This is a genomic window from Klebsiella sp. HMSC09D12 (assembly GCF_001808475.1).
Taxonomy (GTDB): Bacteria; Pseudomonadota; Gammaproteobacteria; order Enterobacterales; family Enterobacteriaceae; genus Klebsiella; species Klebsiella oxytoca.
The window spans coordinates 1-20,841 of sequence record NZ_KV793458.1 but is presented as its reverse complement, the minus strand read 5'-3'; the positions used below and the strand labels follow the sequence as shown (position 1 = coordinate 20,841).

General features: G+C 55.1%; 21 protein-coding genes. 16 read left to right on the top strand and 5 right to left on the bottom strand.

Annotated features, from left to right (window positions below; translation table 11 throughout):
• The first annotated feature begins 62 nt into the window (after nucleotides 1-62).
• Nucleotides 63-752: a transporter substrate-binding domain-containing protein gene (locus HMPREF3178_RS09090; protein WP_023321881.1), complete on the top strand. Its 690-nt coding sequence runs from the start codon at nucleotides 63-65 to the stop codon at nucleotides 750-752.
• Between the two features lie 3 nt (nucleotides 753-755).
• On the opposite strand, the gene HMPREF3178_RS09085 is transcribed toward HMPREF3178_RS09090, so the two are convergent.
• Nucleotides 756-1,568 (bottom strand): dienelactone hydrolase family protein, encoded by an 813-nt coding sequence (locus HMPREF3178_RS09085; RefSeq protein ID WP_004117059.1) that lies wholly within the window; start codon nucleotides 1,566-1,568, stop codon nucleotides 756-758.
• Nucleotides 1,569-1,835: 267 nt separating this feature from the next.
• On the opposite strand from HMPREF3178_RS09085, the gene udp reads away from it, so the two are divergent.
• The 9 genes from udp to tatD all read left to right on the top strand — a co-directional run bounded on the left by udp (nucleotide 1,836) and on the right by tatD (nucleotide 9,739).
• Nucleotides 1,836-2,597: a uridine phosphorylase gene (gene udp / locus HMPREF3178_RS09080; protein WP_004097583.1), complete on the top strand. Its 762-nt coding sequence runs from the start codon at nucleotides 1,836-1,838 to the stop codon at nucleotides 2,595-2,597.
• 138 nt (nucleotides 2,598-2,735) lie between these two features.
• Complete coding sequence (gene rmuC, locus HMPREF3178_RS09075; RefSeq protein WP_016808228.1) at nucleotides 2,736-4,184, top strand: DNA recombination protein RmuC; 1,449 nt, start codon at nucleotides 2,736-2,738, stop codon at nucleotides 4,182-4,184.
• A 70-nt stretch (nucleotides 4,185-4,254) separates the two neighbouring features.
• Nucleotides 4,255-5,010, top strand: a complete 756-nt coding sequence (gene ubiE, locus HMPREF3178_RS09070; protein WP_004107776.1) for a bifunctional demethylmenaquinone methyltransferase/2-methoxy-6-polyprenyl-1,4-benzoquinol methylase UbiE — start codon at nucleotides 4,255-4,257, stop codon at nucleotides 5,008-5,010.
• A gap of 13 nt (nucleotides 5,011-5,023) precedes the next feature.
• A complete protein-coding gene (ubiJ, locus tag HMPREF3178_RS09065; RefSeq protein ID WP_016808229.1) occupies nucleotides 5,024-5,629 on the top strand; it encodes a ubiquinone biosynthesis protein UbiJ in 606 nt (201 codons plus the stop codon).
• Entirely contained in the window at nucleotides 5,626-7,266 is a 1,641-nt protein-coding gene (ubiB, locus tag HMPREF3178_RS09060; RefSeq protein ID WP_004107780.1) for a ubiquinone biosynthesis regulatory protein kinase UbiB, read from the top strand. The genes ubiJ and ubiB overlap by 4 nt, the downstream gene beginning before the upstream one ends.
• 77 nt (nucleotides 7,267-7,343) lie before the next feature.
• Entirely contained in the window at nucleotides 7,344-7,595 is a 252-nt protein-coding gene (gene tatA, locus HMPREF3178_RS09055) for a Sec-independent protein translocase subunit TatA (protein ID WP_004107782.1), read from the top strand.
• 3 nt (nucleotides 7,596-7,598) lie between these two features.
• Entirely contained in the window at nucleotides 7,599-8,138 is a 540-nt protein-coding gene (gene tatB / locus HMPREF3178_RS09050) for a Sec-independent protein translocase protein TatB (RefSeq protein WP_016808230.1), read from the top strand.
• Nucleotides 8,139-8,140: 2 nt separating this feature from the next.
• The gene (gene tatC, locus HMPREF3178_RS09045; RefSeq protein WP_004107787.1) at nucleotides 8,141-8,914 is read left to right on the top strand and encodes a Sec-independent protein translocase subunit TatC; all 774 of its coding nucleotides are present in this window, start codon (nucleotides 8,141-8,143) and stop codon (nucleotides 8,912-8,914) included.
• Between the two features lie 30 nt (nucleotides 8,915-8,944).
• Entirely contained in the window at nucleotides 8,945-9,739 is a 795-nt protein-coding gene (tatD, locus tag HMPREF3178_RS09040) for a 3'-5' ssDNA/RNA exonuclease TatD (protein ID WP_160887395.1), read from the top strand.
• Between the two features lie 6 nt (nucleotides 9,740-9,745).
• Here tatD and rfaH read toward each other — a convergent pair whose 3' ends face one another.
• Nucleotides 9,746-10,234, bottom strand: a complete 489-nt coding sequence (gene rfaH / locus HMPREF3178_RS09035; protein ID WP_004097595.1) for a transcription/translation regulatory transformer protein RfaH — start codon at nucleotides 10,232-10,234, stop codon at nucleotides 9,746-9,748.
• 176 nt (nucleotides 10,235-10,410) lie between these two features.
• On the opposite strand from rfaH, the gene ubiD reads away from it, so the two are divergent.
• On the top strand, nucleotides 10,411-11,880 hold the full coding sequence (gene ubiD, locus HMPREF3178_RS09030; RefSeq protein WP_004107790.1) for a 4-hydroxy-3-polyprenylbenzoate decarboxylase: 1,470 nt from the start codon (nucleotides 10,411-10,413) through the stop codon (nucleotides 11,878-11,880).
• Nucleotides 11,881-11,934: 54 nt separating this feature from the next.
• Nucleotides 11,935-12,636, top strand: a complete 702-nt coding sequence (gene fre / locus HMPREF3178_RS09025; RefSeq protein WP_004107791.1) for an NAD(P)H-flavin reductase — start codon at nucleotides 11,935-11,937, stop codon at nucleotides 12,634-12,636.
• Between the two features lie 42 nt (nucleotides 12,637-12,678).
• Here the strand turns inward: fre and HMPREF3178_RS09020 are convergent, their stop codons facing one another.
• The 3 genes from HMPREF3178_RS09020 to fadB all read right to left on the bottom strand — a co-directional run bounded on the left by HMPREF3178_RS09020 (nucleotide 12,679) and on the right by fadB (nucleotide 16,595).
• The gene (locus HMPREF3178_RS09020; RefSeq protein ID WP_017145174.1) at nucleotides 12,679-12,990 is read right to left on the bottom strand and encodes a hypothetical protein; all 312 of its coding nucleotides are present in this window, start codon (nucleotides 12,988-12,990) and stop codon (nucleotides 12,679-12,681) included.
• A 242-nt stretch (nucleotides 12,991-13,232) separates the two neighbouring features.
• Nucleotides 13,233-14,396, bottom strand: a complete 1,164-nt coding sequence (gene fadA / locus HMPREF3178_RS09015; protein WP_017145173.1) for an acetyl-CoA C-acyltransferase FadA — start codon at nucleotides 14,394-14,396, stop codon at nucleotides 13,233-13,235.
• Between the two features lie 9 nt (nucleotides 14,397-14,405).
• Nucleotides 14,406-16,595 carry a fatty acid oxidation complex subunit alpha FadB gene (fadB, locus tag HMPREF3178_RS09010; RefSeq protein ID WP_004107796.1) on the bottom strand — a complete coding sequence of 730 codons (2,190 nt, stop codon included), beginning with the start codon at nucleotides 16,593-16,595 and terminating at the stop codon, nucleotides 14,406-14,408.
• Between the two features lie 191 nt (nucleotides 16,596-16,786).
• Here fadB and pepQ point away from each other — a divergent pair, with 191 nt between their 5' ends.
• The 4 genes from pepQ to hemG are packed head-to-tail and all read left to right on the top strand — an operon-like array spanning nucleotide 16,787 to nucleotide 20,770.
• Complete coding sequence (gene pepQ / locus HMPREF3178_RS09005; RefSeq protein ID WP_004107798.1) at nucleotides 16,787-18,118, top strand: Xaa-Pro dipeptidase; 1,332 nt, start codon at nucleotides 16,787-16,789, stop codon at nucleotides 18,116-18,118.
• A complete protein-coding gene (locus tag HMPREF3178_RS09000; protein WP_004107800.1) occupies nucleotides 18,118-18,732 on the top strand; it encodes an IMPACT family protein in 615 nt (204 codons plus the stop codon). Before pepQ ends, HMPREF3178_RS09000 begins: the two co-directional genes overlap by 1 nt.
• Nucleotides 18,733-18,773: 41 nt before the next feature.
• The gene (gene trkH / locus HMPREF3178_RS08995; protein ID WP_004107802.1) at nucleotides 18,774-20,225 is read left to right on the top strand and encodes a Trk system potassium transporter TrkH; all 1,452 of its coding nucleotides are present in this window, start codon (nucleotides 18,774-18,776) and stop codon (nucleotides 20,223-20,225) included.
• A gap of 11 nt (nucleotides 20,226-20,236) precedes the next feature.
• Nucleotides 20,237-20,770, top strand: coding sequence for a menaquinone-dependent protoporphyrinogen IX dehydrogenase (gene hemG, locus HMPREF3178_RS08990; protein ID WP_004107806.1), 534 nt, complete (start codon nucleotides 20,237-20,239; stop codon nucleotides 20,768-20,770).
• The last annotated feature ends 71 nt before the right edge of the window (nucleotides 20,771-20,841 follow it).

Below are 20,841 nucleotides of genomic sequence, written 5' to 3'. Positions count from 1 at the left end.
TGGAGATGGCCAGAGTTAATCATTTACTGAATGGGTCTACTGTCACTCTTCGGAGATGAATGATGATTGAACGCCACGAGCAAAAGAAGTATTTACGTTTTGCCATTAATCTGGGCAACCCGGTTCTTACGATACTGTCGCCAGATGGATCGCCGGGGGGGATAACCGTCGAACTGGCAAAGAAACTGGCGACTGAGAGCCAGCGTGAAGCGCGGTTGGTGACCTGGCCAACGGCCGGGCAGGTCGTGGATGCGGCGCTGATGGATCAATGGGATATCGCTTTTCTGGCTATCGACCCGGCGAGGGAAGATAAGCTTCGCTTTACGCCCTCCTACATCACGATCGAGAGTTCGCTGATGGTTAAAAAAGAGAGCAAGATTCAATCGGTTCAGGAGATGGACCGCGAAGGTTCAGTAATCAACGTGGGCAAAGGTGCGGCCTACGAGCTGTATCTGATTCGCACGCTGAAACATGCGACGCTGCGCCAATATGCCACTTCGCAGGATGCTATACAGGCGTTCATCAACGGCGAAGGTGATATGGTGGCCGGTATTCGTCAGCCTCTGGAGAAAGCCGCGCGGGATAATCCACAGTTTCGCGTTTTACCCGATAGTTTTAGCCAGATACATCAGGCGATATGCGTGCCGCGCAATGCGACACAGCACTATGAATTTATTTGCCGCTGCCTTTCTTCATGGATAGCGGACGGGACTATTGCCGGGATGGTGAGTCACCATATCGGCAATAGTTGATTTTTACCCCCGCTTACCGCCGTACTGCGCAAACCACGCCAGCATTCGCTGCCAGCCGTCTTTCGCCGACTCTTCATGATAGCTGGCGCGATAGTCGGCATTAAAAGCGTGGCCGGCCTGCGGATAAACCACAATTTCCGCCGTGGCGTTGGCCGCCCGTAGCGCCTGGCGCATGGTTTCTACCGTATCCTGTGGGATGCTGTCATCTTTTGCGCCATACAGCCCTAAAACCGGCGCATTCAGATCGACGGCGACATCGACCGGATGCTTCGGCGAATTAAGCGTTTTTTCGCCGACCAGCTTGCCGTACCAGGCGACGGCGGCTTTTAGCTGCGGGTTATGCGCAGCGTACAGCCAGGTGATGCGCCCGCCCCAGCAGAAACCGGTAATGAGCAGACGGTGGGCGTCGCCGCCGTGGCGGTAGGCCCAGCTAGCCACGTGATCGAGGTCGGCCAGCACCTGAGAATCCGGCACCTTTGTGACCAGCCCCTGGAACAGAGAAGGAATGTCGCTGTAATCGTTAGGATCGCCCTGGCGGAAGTACAGCTCCGGTGCGATAGCCAGATACCCCTCCTTTGCCAGACGGCGGCAGATATCGCGGATATGTTCATGCACGCCGAAAATTTCCTGAACCACGATAACCACCGGCAGCGAACCGTCGACGCTGCGCGGGCGGGCATGGAATGCCGGCATGTTATCTCCCTGCGAAGGGATGGATGTCTCCCCGGACACGATGTTCTCATCTGATGTGTGAACGGCAGTTGAGGCGTGCGGCGTGGCTGCAGGTGCAAAGCCGGTTGGCTTGATTGTCGTCATGGTATTCTCCGTACCCTCAATTTATTAGCGCATCAATAACTATAGCTGCTCTGGACAGGACGTTAACCAAACACAGTGCCCGAAACCGGCTATCTTTTGTGCAGGGTTCTGAGATTTAGCTTGTTAATGTGATGTTTATCACTATTTTATGGAAAGTTATTGCAATGAATTTCATTCATGGTGATTGGTATCACAAAACTGAACCAGCAGCTTCTGTAAAGTACCGTTTTGCTTCTGCTGATAATTCGACCCACAGAGGAGTTTTTTATGTCCAAGTCTGATGTTTTTCATCTCGGCCTCACCAAAAACGATTTACAAGGGGCTACGCTGGCTATCGTCCCTGGCGATCCGGAGCGTGTGGAAAAGATCGCCGCGCTGATGGATAAGCCGGTTAAGCTGGCATCTCACCGTGAATTCACCACCTGGCGCGCCGAGCTGGATGGTAAAGCAGTGATTGTCTGCTCTACCGGTATCGGCGGCCCATCGACCTCTATCGCCGTGGAAGAACTGGCCCAGCTCGGCATCCGTACCTTCCTGCGTATTGGTACCACCGGCGCCATTCAGCCGCACATTAACGTAGGTGATGTTCTGGTGACCACCGCTTCTGTCCGCCTGGACGGTGCAAGCCTGCACTTTGCGCCGATGGAGTTCCCGGCGGTGGCTGATTTTGAATGTACTACCGCGCTGGTTGAGGCGGCGAAGTCTATTGGCGCGACCACCCATATCGGCGTGACCGCTTCTTCCGACACCTTCTATCCGGGCCAGGAACGTTACGATACCTTCTCCGGCCGCGTCGTTAGCCGCTTTAAAGGCTCGATGGAAGAGTGGCAGGCGATGGGCGTAATGAACTATGAAATGGAATCCGCCACTCTGCTGACCATGTGCGCCAGCCAGGGCCTGCGCGCCGGAATGGTTGCCGGGGTTATCGTCAACCGTACCCAGCAGGAGATTCCGAACGCGGAAACCATGAAGCAAACCGAAAGCCACGCGGTGAAAATTGTCGTGGAAGCGGCGCGCCGCCTGCTGTAATTATTCTCTCTTCGTATAAGGGTCGGATTCTCCGGCCCTTCTTTTTTGCGTAGCGCCTCGCAGGAAAACCCTTTCAAACTGGACGTTTGTACAGCACAATTCTATTTTGTGCCGTAAGTCGTTGCCGCAGGGGGCTTTGTGGATATCTCAATTATTATTAGTGCCGTCGTGGCGCTGGCCGTGGGGCTGATTGTCGGCTGGCTGGCGACCAAAGCGCACGCCGATCAAATTCGCGCCGATCTCATCGAAGAGCGGCGCGAGCTGGATATTGAGCTGAGCGCCACCCGCCAACGGCTGGTACAGGAATCTCACTGGCGCGAAGAGTGTGAACTGCTGAATAACGAGCTGCGCAGCCTGCGCGAAATCAACGCCTCGCTGGAAGCTGACCTCCGCGAAGTGACCACTCGTCTTGAATCCACTCAGCTGCATGCGGAAGACAAAATCCGCCAGATGGTTAACAGCGAGCAGCGGCTTAGCGAGCAGTTTGAGAATCTGGCGAACCGTATTTTTGAGCACAGTAATCGCCGGGTAGATGAGCAGAACCGCCAGAGCCTGCATGGTCTGCTGACGCCGCTGCGCGAACAGCTGGATGGCTTTCGTCGGCAGGTGCAGGATAGCTTTGGCCAGGAAGCGCGGGAGCGTCACACCCTGGCCCATGAAATCCGCAATCTTCAGCAGCTAAATGCGCAGATGGCCCAGGAAGCGCTAAATCTGACCCGCGCGCTAAAAGGCGATAACAAAACTCAGGGCAACTGGGGCGAGGTGGTGTTGACCCGCGTACTGGAAGCATCGGGGCTGCGGGAAGGCCATGAATATCAAACTCAGGTGAGCATCGAAACGGAAAACCGCGCGCGGATGCAGCCTGATGTGATCGTCCGTTTGCCGCAGGGAAAGGATGTGGTCATCGATGCCAAAATGACCCTGGTGGCCTATGAGCGCTACTTCAACGCTGACGATGATTACACCCGAGAAGCGGCGCTGCAGGAGCATATTGCTTCCGTACGCAACCATATGCGCCTGCTGGGACGCAAAGATTATCAGCAGCTGCCTGGGCTGCGCTCGCTTGACTATGTTCTGATGTTTATCCCGGTGGAACCGGCCTTCCTGCTGGCAATCGATCGCCAGCCGGAACTCATTAGCGAAGCGCTGAAAAACAACATCATGCTGGTGAGCCCGACCACGCTGCTGGTGGCGCTACGGACCATCGCCAATCTCTGGCGCTATGAACATCAGAGCCGTAACGCGCAGAAAATTGCCGAAAGAGCGGGGCGTCTGTATGACAAGATGCGTCTGTTTGTTGACGATATGTCGGCCATTGGCCAGAGCCTGGATAAAGCCCAGGATAACTACCGTCAGGCGATGAAAAAGCTCGCCTCCGGGCGCGGTAACCTGCTGGTGCAGGCGGAGTCATTTCGCGGGCTGGGGGTGGAGGTTAAACGTGGGATTAATCCTGACTTAGTCGAACAGGCAGCCGCGCAGGATGAAGAATACTTCCTTACAGAAGACGGTAACGCGCAGGAAGATAAAGACTTTTCTGCCGATAAGGCCGTTGCCGCTGCGTATGAGAACCGTCCTCAGCCGCGTTGAAGCGTATGGGAAGTGCGCTAAACCTGTTACACTCAACGAACATTTTCTTGATAAGTAAGCAGGCATAGAGATGGTTGAGGATTCACAAGAAACGACGCATTTTGGCTTTCAGACTGTCGCCAAAGAGCAGAAAGCTGACATGGTGGCGCATGTATTTCATTCTGTGGCCGCAAAATATGACGTAATGAACGATCTGATGTCGTTCGGTATTCATCGTTTGTGGAAGCGTTTCACCATCGACTGCAGCGGCGTCCGCCGTGGGCAAACCGTGTTGGATCTGGCCGGAGGAACCGGCGATCTGACGGCGAAATTTTCTCGCCTGGTCGGCGAAACCGGCCGCGTGATGCTGGCGGATATCAACGACTCTATGCTGAAAATGGGCCGTGAAAAGCTGCGCAATATCGGCATTGTCGGCAACGTGGAATACGTCCAGGCGAACGCCGAAGCGCTACCTTTTGCGGACAACACCTTTGACTGCATTACGATTTCTTTCGGTCTGCGTAACGTGACGGATAAAGAAAAAGCGCTGCGCTCTATGTACCGCGTATTAAAGCCGGGTGGCCGTCTGCTGGTGCTGGAATTCTCAAAACCGATTATTGAGCCGCTTAGCAAAGCCTACGACGCCTATTCCTTCCATATCCTGCCGCGCGTAGGCGAGCTGGTTGCGAAAGACGCCGAAAGCTATCGTTATCTTGCTGAATCTATTCGAATGCATCCCGATCAGGACACGCTGAAAGGCATGATGCAGGATGCAGGATTTGAAAACGTCGACTACTACAACCTCACGGCAGGCATCGTTGCGCTACACCGCGGTTATAAGTTCTGACAGGAGGGACGCTATGCCTTTCAAACCACTGGTTACCGCCGGTCTTGAGACGGTTCTGAATACCTTCCTCTGGCGCGATCGGGCGTTGAAACCTGCCCGTCAGCGTCTGCTGGGGAAAGTGCTGCGTGTCGAACTACAGGAGCTCTCCGAACCCGTGGTGCTGGTTTTTAGCGAGCGCCAGGTCGATGTGCTGGGGGCGTGGGAAGGCGAGGCAGACTGCACCGTGCGTACTCGCCTGAGCGTGCTTCCGCAGCTACGTAATCGCCAGCAGCTTACCGCGCTGATTCGCAGCGGCGATCTTGAAGTGCAGGGCGATCTGCAGGTGGTACAAAATACCGTTACGCTGTGCGATCTCGCGGAGTTCGATCCGGCTGAACTGCTCGCACCGTATACCGGGGATGTGGTTGCGGAAGGCTTTAGTAAAGTATTCCGCGGCGGTGCTCGTTTTCTTCTGCGTGGTGCTCAGCGCCAGCAGCGCTATGTTGCGGAAGCGATTACCGAAGAGTGGCGCCTGGCGCCGGGTCCGCTGGAGCTGGCCTGGTTTGCTGAAGAAACCGCAGCCGTTGAGCGAGCGCTGGCCGCGCTGGAAAAACGGCTGGAAACGCTGGAGGGCAAATGACGCCAGGAGAATTACGGCGCCTGTATTTCATCGTCCACACCTTTTTGAGCTACGGGCTTGATGAGCTCATTCCTAAAATGCGTATCACGCTGCCGCTGCGAATCTGGCGGCGGATGTTGTTCTGGATGCCAAACCGCCATAAAGAACGTCCTCTTGGCGAGCGCCTGCGCCTTGCGCTGCAGGAGCTGGGTCCGGTGTGGATCAAGTTTGGCCAGATGCTCTCGACCCGTCGCGACCTGTTCCCTCCCCACATTGCCGATCAGCTGGCCATGCTGCAGGATCGCGTTGCGCCTTTTGATGGTCTGCAGGCCAAAAAGCAAATTGAGCAAGCCATGGGCGGCTTGCCGGTAGAAGCCTGGTTTGATGATTTCTCTGTTGAACCGCTTGCTTCCGCTTCTATTGCTCAGGTGCATACCGCGCGCTTGAAAGAGAACGGCAAAGAAGTGGTCATTAAAGTGATCCGCCCGGATATCGTGCCGGTTATCAAAGCGGATATGAAGCTCATCTACCGCCTTGCCCGCTGGGTGCCTCGTCTGTTACCGGACGGTCGTCGCCTGCGCCCGCAGGAAGTGGTGCGTGAATACGAAAAAACGCTGCTGGATGAGCTCAACCTGCTGCGTGAATCGGCTAACGCTATTCAGCTGCGGCGCAACTTTGAAGATAGCCCGATGCTTTATGTCCCGGAAGTTTACTCGGACTACTGCAGTGAAGGCATGATGGTGATGGAGCGGATTTACGGGATCCCGGTTTCCGACGTCGCCGCGCTGGAAGCGCAGGGGACCAACATGCAGCTGCTGGCTGAGCGCGGCGTGCAGGTCTTCTTTACTCAGGTTTTCCGCGACAGCTTCTTCCATGCCGACATGCATCCGGGCAACATTTTCGTCAGTCGTAACCACCCGGAAGACCCGCAGTATATTGGTATAGACTGCGGTATCGTCGGCTCGCTGAACAAAGAAGATAAACGCTATCTGGCGGAAAACTTTATTGCCTTCTTCAATCGCGACTACCGTAAGGTTGCGGAACTGCACGTTGATTCCGGCTGGGTTCCGGCAGATACCAACGTCGAAGAGTTCGAATTTGCCATTCGTACCGTCTGCGAGCCTATTTTTGAAAAACCGCTGGCGGAAATCTCGTTTGGCCATGTGTTGTTGAACCTGTTTAACACGGCGCGACGTTTCAATATGGAAGTGCAGCCGCAGCTGGTTCTGCTGCAGAAGACATTACTTTACGTAGAAGGAGTAGGTCGCCAGCTCTATCCTCAGTTAGACTTGTGGAAAACGGCGAAACCGTTCCTTGAGTCGTGGATTAAAGATCAGGTGGGCATTCCGGCTCTGGTGCGGGCTTTTAAAGAGAAGGCGCCGTTCTGGATTGAGAGAATGCCGGAAATACCTGAGCTGGTGTATCAGAGCCTGCAGCAAAGCAAGCAGTTACAGAATAGCGTCGATACCATCGTGCGCGACATCCAGGTGCGGCACGTGCGCCAGGGGCAGTCCCGTTATCTGTTTGGTATAGGCGCGGTTTTATTACTGAGTGGTACGCTGCTGTTCATCCACCGCCCTGAGTGGGGCATGATGCCCGGCTGGCTGATGGCCGCTGGCGTCGTAACCTGGCTTATCGGCTGGCGTAAGACGAACTGACGGCAGTCGCCTTTATCACTGCGCATAACGTGTATAATGCGTCCTATTAATTCATCATCTGTCATAGGGGAATGTGTATGGGTGGTATCAGTATTTGGCAGTTACTCATTGTTGTCGTCATTGTGGTTCTGCTTTTTGGGACAAAAAAGCTGAGCTCGCTCGGTTCCGATTTGGGGGCGTCGATCAAAGGTTTTAAAAAGGCCATGAGCGACGACGATAAACCGGAAAAATCCGCGCCGGATGCAGATTTCGCGGCAAAAACCCTTGCTGATAAGCCGGATGACGCAAAAAAAGACGAGACTAAACGCCACGACAAAGAGCAGGTGTAATTCGTGTTCGATATCGGTTTTAGTGAACTTCTGCTGGTATTCGTGATTGGCCTCATCGTTTTGGGGCCACAGCGACTACCGGTAGCGGTAAAAACGGTAGTCAGCTGGATCCGTACGCTGCGGTCGCTGGCGGCTACCGTACAAAATGAAATAACCCAGGAATTAAAACTGCAGGAGTTTCAGGAAAGCCTTAAGAAGGTGGAAAAGGCCAGTCTGGATAACCTGACGCCTGAGCTAAAAGCATCTATGGATGAGCTGCGAGAAGCGGCTGAATCTATGAAGCGATCCTATTCCGCCCACGATCCTGAAAAAGCCAGCGACGAAGCCAACACGATTCATAACCCGGTTGTAAAAGGGAGTGAAGAGCAGCGCAAGGACGTGACGCCAGCAACGGCTGAACATCAGGCCAGCGCGCCTGAGCACGTACCTGAACCCGTGTCTGAAGAGCCCCCCGTTTCGCAGAGTGAAATCCCGGCAGAGAAAGTAAAAGTTGCCGTGGCGGCTTCCGATTCCTCCTCCCCCGTATCGAGTGATAAACAGTAAAAATGGGCGTAGACGATACTCAACCGCTAATTACGCATCTGATTGAGCTGCGCAAGCGCTTAATCAACAGCATTCTTGCGATTCTGGTCATTTTCCTGGCGTTGGTTTATTTCGCCAATGACATCTATCAGCTGGTTTCTGCGCCGCTTATTCGGCAGATGCCGGTTGGCGCGACTATGATCGCAACGGATGTGGCCTCGCCTTTCTTCACGCCAATCAAACTGACCTTCATGGTATCGATAATTTTGTCGGTGCCGGTCATTTTGTATCAGGTTTGGGCCTTTGTGGCGCCAGCGCTGTATAAGCACGAACGTCGATTGGTTATGCCGCTGCTGGTCTCCAGTACGTTGCTGTTCTATATCGGCATGGCTTTTGCCTACTTTGTTGTTTTCCCGCTGGCGTTTGGTTTTCTGACCCATGCGGCGCCGGAAGGCGTACAGGTCTCGACCGATATTCGCAGCTACCTCGACTTTGTGATGGCGTTGTTTATCGCCTTTGGCGTCTCATTTGAGGTTCCCGTGGCCATCGTCCTGCTGTGCTGGATGGGCGTCACCACGCCGGAAGACCTGCGTAAGAAACGCCCCTATGTTCTGGTTGGCGCATTTGTCGTTGGGATGCTGCTGACGCCGCCGGATGTGTTCTCGCAAACGCTGCTGGCGATTCCTATGTACTGCCTGTTTGAAGTCGGGGTCTTCTTCGCGCGGTTCTATACCGGTAAGCGCCTGACGCGTGACGAGGATGCCGCAGCCGAAGAGGCGCAGGGCAAAGAAGAATAAAGCGCAACCGCCCGTCAGGGCGGTTGCCGTATGGGAGTGATGATGTTTGATATCGGCGTGAATCTGACCAGCTCGCAGTTTTCCCGCGATCGGGACGAGGTTATTGCCCGAGCCCGGGCGGCGGGAGTCACAGGAATGCTGTTGACGGGGACCAACCTTCATGAAAGCGCGCAGGCGCAGCAGCTGGCGCATGGTTATTCCGGATGCTGGTCAACGGCCGGTGTTCATCCCCACGACAGCCGCAGCTGGACGGAATCGGCCGCGGCAGCGGTCTACGAGCTGGCCCGCGAGCCAGAGGTCGTTGCGATTGGCGAATGCGGGCTGGATTTCAACCGCAACTTTTCAACGCCTCAGGAGCAAGAGGCGGCGTTTAGCGCCCAGCTGGCGCTCGCTGCGGAACTGTCGATGCCGGTATTTTTGCACTGCCGCGATGCGCACGACCGTTTCCTGGCCCTGCTAACCCCGTGGCTTGATAAGCTTCCGGGGGCCGTGGTGCATTGCTTTACGGGTAGCCGCGAAGAGATGCGCGAATGCGTGGAGCTGGGATTATTTATTGGCATTACCGGCTGGGTATGCGATGAGCGTCGGGGGCTGGAGCTGCGGGCTCTCCTGGCCGATATCCCGGCCGATCGCCTGCTGATTGAGACCGATGCGCCGTATCTGCTGCCGCGGGATATGCAGCCAAAACCCGCTTCCCGCCGCAATGAGCCTGCATATCTGCCGCATATTCTGTCTCGTATCGCGGAGTGGCGCGGAGAAGAAGCGCCGTGGCTGGAAGAGATTACCGATGCTAACGTCAGAAGGCTCTTTGGCGTGCGTTTTTAGACGCCGTCAGATTTTATAAAAGTCAGTATTTTTGACGCTTTGTAATACCTGCTTGTTAAGCAGATTCAGCAGCAGCATAGAGCGGGCTTCGCCATCCGGTTCGGTAAAGATAGCCTGGAGACCCTCAAAGGCGCCATCGGTGATCAGCACGCTGTCGCCTTCATGCGGCGTTTCCGGGTCGGTAATACCTTCCGGTTTGTAGATGGAGAGCTGATGAATAACCGCAGACGGCACGATCGCGGGCAGCGCGCCGAAACGCACAAAGCTGTTCACGCCGCGCGTTGCGCTGATGGTGGTGGTATGAATCACTTCCGGGTCAAACTCGATAAACAGATAGTTTGGGAACAGGGGTTCGCTGACCGTCGTGCGTTTACCGCGGACGATTTTTTCCAGTTCGATCGTTGGCATCAGGCAATTGACGGCCTGCCGCTCGAGATGTTCCTGGGCGCGCTCAAGCTGCCCACGTTTGCAATAAAGTAAATACCAGGCTTGCATAATAACTCTTTCCACTCTACTAGCAGCAAGCATAACAAAAGGCCGGGGCGATCGCGAAATCATTGCAGTTGAAAGCTAAATTTCAGCGTTCTTTCACGCTAATTTAACAAAAATACAGCATAGCTCCGGCGAACGCCGTATAATCAGCCGCCTGTATAGAGGTCAATAACAACTCCATGAAATACCACGATCTACGCGAATTTCTGACATTACTGGAGCAGCAGGGGGAATTGAAACGGATTTCCCTGCCGGTCGATCCTCATCTGGAAATTACCGAAATTGCCGATCGCACCTTGCGTGCTGGCGGTCCGGCCCTGCTATTTGAAAATCCTAAAGGCTACGCGATGCCGGTGTTGTGTAATCTTTTCGGCACGCCGCGGCGAGTTGCGCTGGGGATGGGGCAGGAGGATGTCAGTTCTCTGCGCGAAGTGGGTAAGCTCCTGGCATTCCTGAAAGAGCCGGAACCACCAAAAGGTTTCCGCGATCTGTTTGATAAGCTGCCGCAGTTCAAGCAGGTGCTGAATATGCCGACTAAGCGTCTGCGCGGGGCGCCATGCCAGCAAAAAATTATTCAGGGCGATGATGTCGATCTGGGCCGCATCCCGATCATGACCTGCTGGCCGGAAGATGCCGCACCGCTGATCACCTGGGGCCTGACGGTGACGCGCGGCCCGCATAAAGAGCGGCAAAATCTGGGCATTTATCGCCAGCAGCTGATTGGCAAGAACAAGCTGATTATGCGCTGGCTATCGCATCGCGGCGGCGCGCTGGATTTCCAGGAGTGGTGCGCAGCGCGCCCTGGCGAGCGTTTCCCGGTCTCCGTTGCGCTGGGTGCCGATCCGGCAACCATTCTCGGGGCGGTGACTCCGGTTCCCGACACCCTCTCCGAGTATGCATTTGCCGGGCTGCTGCGCGGTACGAAAACCGAAGTCGTGAAGTGCATCTCTAACGATCTGGAGGTGCCCGCCAGCGCAGAGATTGTGCTGGAAGGGTATATTGAAGTCGGTGAAATGGCGCCGGAAGGGCCGTATGGCGATCATACGGGCTACTACAATGAAGTGGATAATTTCCCGGTCTTTACCGTTACCCATATTACTCAGCGTGAAGACGCTATCTACCATTCGACCTATACCGGACGTCCGCCGGACGAACCCGCGGTACTGGGCGTTGCGCTGAACGAAGTCTTCGTCCCTATTCTGCAAAAGCAGTTTCCTGAGATTGTGGATTTCTATTTACCACCTGAAGGCTGCTCCTATCGCCTGGCGGTGGTCACGATGAAGAAGCAGTACGCCGGTCACGCGAAACGCGTCATGATGGGAGTCTGGTCCTTCCTCCGTCAGTTCATGTATACCAAGTTTGTTATCGTCTGCGATGATGATGTCAACGCGCGTGACTGGAATGATGTGATTTGGGCGATTACTACCCGTATGGACCCGGCGCGTGATACGGTAATGGTAGAAAATACGCCAATTGATTATCTGGATTTTGCCTCACCGGTTTCCGGTTTGGGTTCAAAAATGGGGCTGGATGCCACAAATAAATGGCCCGGTGAGACCCAGCGCGAGTGGGGTCGTCCGATTAAGAAAGATCCCGAGGTGACGGCGCGCGTTGACGCCATCTGGGATGAACTGGCCATCTTCAAATAACAGTAAGCGGGGCTACGCCGCTGTTTTGCACAATAGACCCGACAGAGGGGACGCATGACAACCTTAAGCTGTAAAGTGACCTCGGTGGAGGCGATTACCGATACTGTGTATCGCGTTCGATTAGTGCCGGAAGCGGCGTTTTCTTTCCGGGCTGGTCAGTATCTGATGGTCGTGATGGACGAACGCGATAAGCGCCCATTCTCCATGGCTTCTACGCCGTCGGAACAGGAGTTTATCGAACTGCATATCGGTGCATCTGAACTTAATCTGTATGCGATGGCAGTGATGGATCGGATCCTGAAAGAGCGTGAAATCGAGGTCGATCTGCCGCATGGCGAAGCCTGGCTGCGTGATGACGAAGAACGCCCGCTGATTTTAATCGCTGGGGGAACGGGCTTCTCTTACGTGCGTTCGATTTTGCTTACCGCGCTGGCGCGCAATCCAAACCGCGATATCGCTATCTATTGGGGCGGACGCGAAGCGAAGCATCTCTATGATCTGGCGGAACTGGAAGCATTAAGCGTGCAGCATCCGGGCTTACGCATCGAGCCCGTGGTTGAGCAGCCTGACGCTGAGTGGCGTGGCCGTACCGGAACCGTACTCACCGCGGTCCTGCAGGATTACGGTACGCTGGGCGATCATGATATCTATATTGCAGGTCGCTTCGAGATGGCTAAAATTGCCCGCGATCTGTTCTGCAACGAGCGCGGCGCCCGCGAAGAGCGTCTGTTTGGCGACGCGTTTGCCTTTATCTGATTGCCGCTGTGAAGGCATCCGGGCGTTGGTCCGGATGCTGTTCTAGCGCGCATCGCTAAAGTAAACGTACAGCGGTCGATCGTTTTCCAGCAAACAGAGCATTTTCCCTACGGGGTTCCCTTCTTTTTCCAGCGTGGCGGCTAACTGCGTCGCGATATGTTGGCTGCCTATCTTCTCATCATAGCGTTCGGTATTAATATTGGTGATGGTCAGGTCCTTGAGCCGCTCGCTTTCCGGATTCTGCGCCATTTTATTGATTCCCCATAAGAGGCATGCCTGAGCGTTATCCTGTTCGCTGGCAAGAGCAGCGCCAGAGAATGCGGTGAGCAGAAGTATGAAAGGGAGTGTTTTCATAAGTCGTTATTATCCTTAGTCAACGTGACGTATCCGGTGATAATAGCTGAATAGCGGAAATAAAAAACCCGCCCCTGACAGGCGGGAAGAACGGCAACTAAACCTTCTCCCCGTTATCATTCACGCTGCCTTTTTGTTGGCTGCGCTCGCTCACCCCGGTCACAGAGTTATCTATGCTCCCGGGGATTTGCTCGGTTGCCGCCGCGATGCCGCGCGAATGATTCAGGGAATTAACTCTTTGCTTAAACCCGCTCGAATACCGTCGCGATCCCCTGACCTAAACCAATACACATCGTTGCCAGGCCGAACTGCGCGTCTTTGCGCTCCATCTGGTTGATGAGCGTGGTGCTGATGCGCGCGCCTGAACAGCCGAGCGGATGGCCCAGGGCGATCGCGCCGCCGTTGAGATTGATCTTCTCGTCGATCTGTTCCATCAGTCCCAGATCTTTAATGCACGGCAGGATCTGCGCGGCAAAAGCTTCGTTCATCTCGAACACATCGATATCGCTGGTGGTGAGCCCGGCTTTTTTCAGCGCCAGCTTTGACGCGGGAACCGGGCCGTAGCCCATTATTGACGGGTCGCAGCCGACGACGGCCATCGAACGCACGCGAGCGCGAGGCTTCAGGCCCAGCTCGCGGGCGCGACTTTCGCTCATTAACAGCATGGCTGCGGCGCCATCGGAGAGGGCAGAAGAGGTACCCGCCGTTACGGTACCGGTGACGGGATCGAACGCGGGCCTCAGCGCAGCCAGCGCTTCTACCGTCGTCTCCGGGCGAATCACTTCATCATAGCTGTATGACTTCAGTACGCCGTCGGCGTCGTGACCGCCGGTCGGAACAATCTCCGTTTTGAATGCGCCAGATTGCGTCGCGGCCCAGGCGCGGGCGTGGGAGCGGGCTGCAAACTGATCCTGCATTTCCCGGCTGATGCCGTGCAGGCGCGCCAGCATTTCTGCGGTCAGCCCCATCATCCCGGCGGCTTTAGCGACGTTCCGGCTCAGGCCCGGGTGAAAATCCACACCATGGCTCATCGGGACGTGGCCCATATGTTCTACGCCGCCAATCAGGCATACGCTGGCATCGCCGGTCATGATCATGCGGGCCGCGTCGTGAAGCGCCTGCATGGAAGAACCGCACAGTCGATTGACCGTGTTGGCGGGCACGGAATGCGGGATTTCCGCCAGCAGCGCCGCGTTGCGGGCAATATTGAAACCCTGTTCAAGGGTCTGCTGAACGCAGCCCCAGTAAATATCATCAATGGCGCTTGCTTCAAGGGATGGATTACGTGAAAGCAGGCTACGCATCAGGTGCGCGGAGAGATCTTCCGCGCGCACATGGCGAAAGGCGCCGCCCTTCGAACGGCCCATCGGGGTACGAACTGCATCGACAATGACAACCTGTTCCATTGTGACTCCTTAAGCCGTTTTCAGCTCGCCTGGCGCACGGGCAGGCTCAACCGGGGGATAGTACGGTTCGTTATGACGCGCTTTGCTGCGCAATCCTTCCGGCACGTCATACAGCGGACCGAGATGCTGATACTGCTGCGCCATATCGAGATATTTTGCGCTACCGAGGGTATCCAGCCAGCGGAACGCGCCGCCGTGGAACGGAGGGAAGCCGAGACCATAGACCAGCGCCATATCGGCTTCCGCCGGGCTGGCGATAATGCCCTCTTCAAGACAACGCACCACTTCGTTGACCATCGGGATCATCATGCGGGCGATAATCTCTTCATCGCTGAAATCACGCTTCGGCTGGCTGACTTCTGCCAGCAGGTTATCGACTGCGGCATCCTCTTCCTTCTTCGGCTTACCTTTGCTGTCTTCTTTGTAGCGCCAGAAGCCGAGGCCATTTTTCTGGCCGAAACGGTTAGCGTCGAACAGCGCATCGATCGCATCGCGATAATCTTTCTGCATCCGCTGCGGGAAGCCCGCCGCCATGACTGCCTGCGCGTGATGCGCGGTATCAATGCCAACGACGTCCAGCAGATAGGCCGGGCCCATCGGCCAGCCAAACTGCTTTTCCATCACTTTGTCGACTTTGCGGAAGTCTGCGCCGTCGCGCAGCAGCTGGCTGAAACCGGCGAAGTAGGGGAACAGCACGCGGTTAACAAAGAAACCGGGGCAGTCGTTGACCACTATTGGCGTTTTACCCATTTTGCTGGCCCAGGCGACCACTTTCGCAATGGTTTCGTCCGAGCTTTTTTCACCGCGAATAATCTCGACCAGCGGCATCCGGTGCACCGGATTAAAGAAGTGCATTCCGCAGAAGTTTTCCGGGCGCTTCAGTACGCTGGCCAACTCGCTGATGGGAATGGTGGAGGTATTCGATGCCAGCACGGTATCCGGACGGACTTTGTCTTCCGTTTCCGCCAGCACCGCTTTTTTCACTTTCGGATTCTCAACAACGGCTTCGACCACGACGTCCACGCGCTCAAAGCCGGCGTAATCCAGGGTTGGCTGAATAGTGGAAATAACGCCAGCCATTTTGAGACCATCGATTTTGCCGCGCTCAAGCTGTTTATTCAGCAATTTGGCCGCTTCGGTCATGCCGAGCGTCAGCGATTTGTCGTTGATATCTTTCATGACTACCGGCACGCCTTTCCATGCCGATTGGTATGCAATGCCGCCGCCCATAATCCCCGCGCCCAGTACGGCCGCGTGTTTTGGCGTGTCGGTATCTTTAGTCAGCTTCTTCGCTTTCGCTTTAACATACTGATCGTTAAGGAAGATACCTACCAGCGCCCGCGCCTCGTGGGTATGCGCCAGCGGGACAAAACTTTTGTTTTCCAGATTCAAGGCTTCTTCGCGGCCAAAGCGGGCGGCGGCTTCAATGGTTTTAACGGCAGTAATGGGCGCAGGGTAGTGTTTCCCGGCGGTTTGCGCCACCATGCCTTTGGCGATGGTAAAACTCATCGCGGCTTCAATTTTACTCAGGTGAAGAGGCTCCAGCTTCGGCTGGCGCTTCGCCTTCCAGTCCAGGTCACCTTTAATGGCCTGACGCAGAATTGCTATCGCGCCATCGAGCAGTTTTTCATGTTTAACCACGCCATCGACGAGGCCGATTTTTAAGGCCTGTTCGGCGCCAACGTCTTTACCTGCGGCAATGATTTCCAGCGCGCTGTCCGCGCCAAGCATCCGCGGCATCCGCACCGAGCCGCCAAAGCCCGGCATGATACCCAGCTTCGTTTCCGGCAGGCCAATGCGCAAATCCGGCGTCGCCAGGCGATAATCGGTCGCCAGCACGCATTCGCAGCCGCCGCCCAGCGCATAGCCGTTGACGGCGGAAATAGTGGGAACCGGTAAATCTTCCAGGCGATTAAATACGCTATTGGCGAAATGCAGCCACTGGCTTAACTGTTCTTGCGGAACCAGGAACAGGGAAAGAAATTCAGTGATATCCGCACCGACGATAAAGGCTGCTTTCTCAGAGCGCAGCAGTAGCCCTTGCAGATCTTTTTGTTTTTCGAGCACGTCCAGCGCTTCACCGAGGCTGGCTACGGTTGCGGTATCAAGCTTATTGACCGAGCCGGGGGCATCGAATACCAGTTCGGCAATGCCGTCTTCCCGCCAGTCGAGGTACAGGGTGTCGCCTTTGTAGAGCATGTCAGTCTCCTGAATCCAGCAATATGATCTGGTCGTACCAGATGCAACGGAGTGTGGAATTTATGTTAAGAAAATGCAAATAAGTCTTTAAATAAATGCTGGTCGGATCACACCCGCTAGAGATCACCCCGTCTGGAGCCAATGTGCTAAGATGCGAAGATTCACGATCCAATAAAATCAAAGGATAAAAGATGGAATCCCTGGCCGGTCTCTATAAAAATCATATCGTTACCTTACAAGAACGCACCCGCGATGTTCTGGCCCGCTTTAAGCTGGATGCTCTGTTGATTCACTCAGGTGAACTGGTCAACGTCTTTCTTGACGATCATCCGTATCCATTTAAGGTCAACCCACAGTTCAAAGCCTGGGTACCGGTTACGCAGGTTCCGAACTGCTGGCTGCTGGTGGACGGCGTCAACAAACCAAAGCTGTGGTTCTATCTGCCGGTTGATTACTGGCATAACGTAGAACCGTTGCCGACGTCATTCTGGACCGAAGAGGTGGAGGTGATCGCCCTGCCGAAAGCGGATGGTATCGGCAGCCAGCTGCCTGCCGCGCGTGGCAATATCGCTTATATCGGACCGGTACCGGAACGTGCGCTGGGGCTGGATATTGCGGCGGATAAAATCAACCCGAAAGGGGCGATCGATTATCTGCACTACTATCGCTCTTATAAAACTGACTATGAGCTGGCCTGTATGCGTGAAGCGCAGAAGTCGGCGGTTAACGGTCATCAGGCTGCTCATGAAGCTTTCCTCTCCGGGATGAGCGAGTTTGATATCAACCAGGCCTATCTGACCGCGACCGGCCATCGCGACACTGATGTGCCGTACAGCAATATTGTGGCGCTGAACGAGCATGCCTCCGTACTGCATTACACAAAGCTTGATCATCGTGCGCCTGCAGAGATGCGTAGCTTCCTGCTGGATGCGGGCGCGGAATACAACGGCTATGCAGCCGACCTGACCCGTACCTGGGCGGCGCATGGCGATAATGACTATGCTCAGTTGATTAAAGACGTTAATGATGAACAGCTGGCGCTGATTAGCACCATGAAGGCGGGCGTGAGCTACGTGGATTATCATGTCCAGTTCCATCAGCGCATCGCCAAACTGCTGCGTAAACATCAGATAGTCAAAGACATGAGCGAAGAAGCGATGGTGGAAAATGACCTGACCGGACCATTTATGCCGCACGGTATTGGCCACCCCTTAGGTCTGCAGGTTCATGACGTTGCTGGTTTTATGCAGGATGATACCGGTACCCACCAGGCCGCGCCGGCAAAATATCCTTACCTGCGCTGCACGCGCGTTCTGCAGCCGCGCATGGTGTTGACGATCGAGCCGGGTATCTACTTTATCGAATCGCTGCTGGCGCCGTGGCGCGAAGGACAGTTCAGCAAACACTTTAACTGGCAGAAAATTGAAGCGCTGAAACCCTTTGGCGGTATCCGTATCGAAGACAACGTCGTGATCCACGAAAACAGCATCGAAAATATGACGCGCGATCTGAAACTGGCGTAATGGAAAGCTGGTTGATACCGGCCGAGCCGGTCACCGTCGTTGAAGAGATCAAAAAGAGCCGCTTTATTACGCTGTTGGCCCATACCGATGGCGTAGCGGCGGCAAAGGCGTTTGTCGAGTCAGTCAGGGCGGATCACCCGGATGCGCGTCATCACTGCGTAGCGTGGGTTGCAGGGCCGCCAAATGATTCTCAGCAGCTGGGTTTTTCCGACGATGGCGAACCGGCGGGAACGGCGGGGAAACCAATGCTGGCGCAGTTGATGGGCAGCGGCGTCGGCGAGATAACCGCTGTCGTCGTGCGCTACTACGGTGGTATTCTGCTGGGCACCGGCGGCCTGGTGAAAGCGTATGGCGGCGGTGTACATCAGGCGCTAGCGCAGCTCACAACACAGCGCAAGACGCCGCTCACCGCATATACTTTGCAGTGTGAATACGGGCAGTTGGCCGGGATTGAAACGCTGTTGGCTCAGTTCTCAGGAAAAATTGTCGAAAGCGAATATCAGGCGTCTGTTCAGCTGCGCGTGGCGCTTCCCCAGGCTGAAGTGGCGCTATTTTCAGCAAAGCTGGCTGATTTTAGTCGCGGTTCGTTGCAATTACTGAAGATTGACGAATAATCCCCACCTGATTTTTTTGCATATCAAAGGAAGCGCCAGAGATGCATTTTCGCGCGATAACCCGAATCGTTGGACTGTTGGTCATTTTGTTTTCGGGGACGATGATCCTTCCGGGATTAATAGCTCTGATATATCGCGATGGTGCGGGGCGAGCGTTTACCCAGACCTTTTTCGTTGCCCTGGCCATCGGTTCGCTGCTGTGGTGGCCTAATCGTCGTGAGAAGGGAGAACTGAAATCCCGGGAAGGATTTCTGATTGTGGTTCTCTTCTGGACCGTGCTGGGTAGCGTGGGGGCATTGCCGTTTATCTTTGCGGAGCAGCCGAACCTGACGGTGACGGATGCATTCTTTGAATCTTTCTCCGGTCTGACAACGACGGGGGCAACCACGCTGGTGGGGCTCGATTCGTTACCCCATGCTATTCTTTTCTACCGGCAGATGCTGCAGTGGTTTGGCGGGATGGGGATCATCGTTCTGGCGGTAGCGATACTGCCGATACTGGGCGTCGGGGGGATGCAGCTGTATCGGGCCGAAATGCCCGGACCGCTGAAAGATAACAAAATGCGGCCGCGGATTGCAGAGACGGCAAAAACGCTGTGGCTTATTTATGTCCTGCTGACGGTGGCCTGCGCGTTGGCGCTGTGGTTTGCCGGGATGCCGGCATTTGACGCCATCGGCCATAGCTTCTCTACTATCGCGATTGGCGGGTTCTCCACCCATGATGCCAGCGTGGGTTACTTTAATAGCCCAACAATTAACTCCATTATTGCGGTTTTCCTGCTGATTTCTGGCTGTAACTACGGCCTGCACTTTTCATTACTGAGCGGGCGCAGCCTGAAAGTGTACTGGCGAGACCCTGAATTCCGTATGTTTATCGGCGTGCAGTTTACGCTGGTGGTGGTATGCACCCTTGTACTGTGGCTGCATGACGTCTATAGCTCGGCGTTAATGACGGTCAACCAGGCGTTTTTCCAGGTGGTGTCGATGGCGACAACGGCGGGCTTCACGACAGACAGTATTGCGCGCTGGCCGCTATTTTTGCCGGTGCTCTTGCTATGTTCGGCTTTCATCGGCGGCTGCGCCGGGTCCACCGGCGGTGGACTAAAGGTTATTCGTATCCTGCTGCTTTTTAAGCAAGGCAACCGCGAGCTTAAACGTCTGGTACACCCTAATGCGGTCTACAGTATTAAACTGGGAAACCGTGCACTGCCGGAGCGTATCCTCGAAGCCGTCTGGGGATTCTTCTCCGCGTATGCGCTGGTGTTTATCATCAGTATGCTGGCGATAATTGCTACCGGCGTGGATGATTTCTCGGCCTTTGCTTCAGTCGTCGCCACGCTGAACAACCTTGGACCGGGACTGGGCGTAGTGGCGGATAACTTTGCCACGATGAACCCTGTCGCGAAATGGATCTTGATTGCTAATATGCTGTTTGGTCGTCTGGAAGTGTTCACCTTACTGGTGCTATTTACTCCGACTTTCTGGCGCGAATAACAGGAGTGCCTGTGAAAACTTTGATTCTCTTTTCCACCCGCGACGGACAGACGCGCGAGATCGCCTCGTTTTTGGCCTCTGAACTAAAAGAGCAGGGGATCGATTCGGACACGGTTGATCTCAACCGCACTAACGAGGTGGAGTGGCCTTTATACGATCGCGTTGTGATAGGCGCATCAATCCGCTACGGTCATTTTCATCCAGCGCTGGAACGGTTTGTAAAAACGCATCTTCAATCGCTACAGGCGCTGCCGGGGGCTTTTTTCTCGGTCAACCTCGTGGCGCGTAAGCCAGAAAAACGAACGCCGCAAACTAATAGCTACACGCGCAAGTTTCTGCTCAACTCGCCCTGGCAGCCCCAGCATTGCGCAGTGTTTGCCGGTGCGCTCCGCTATCCACGCTATCGCTGGTACGATCGCTTTATGATCCGTCTTATTATGAAGATGACCGACGGCGAGACCGATGTCAGTAAAGAAGTGGTCTATACCGACTGGCAGCAGGTAGGCAGATTTGCGCGGGAAATTGCGCAAATGACCAGCAAATAGCGCGTTAAATCACCCCGATGATGGAAAGTTGAGCGAATGAAAAGTTTTTTGAAATTTCCCCTTGTCACTTC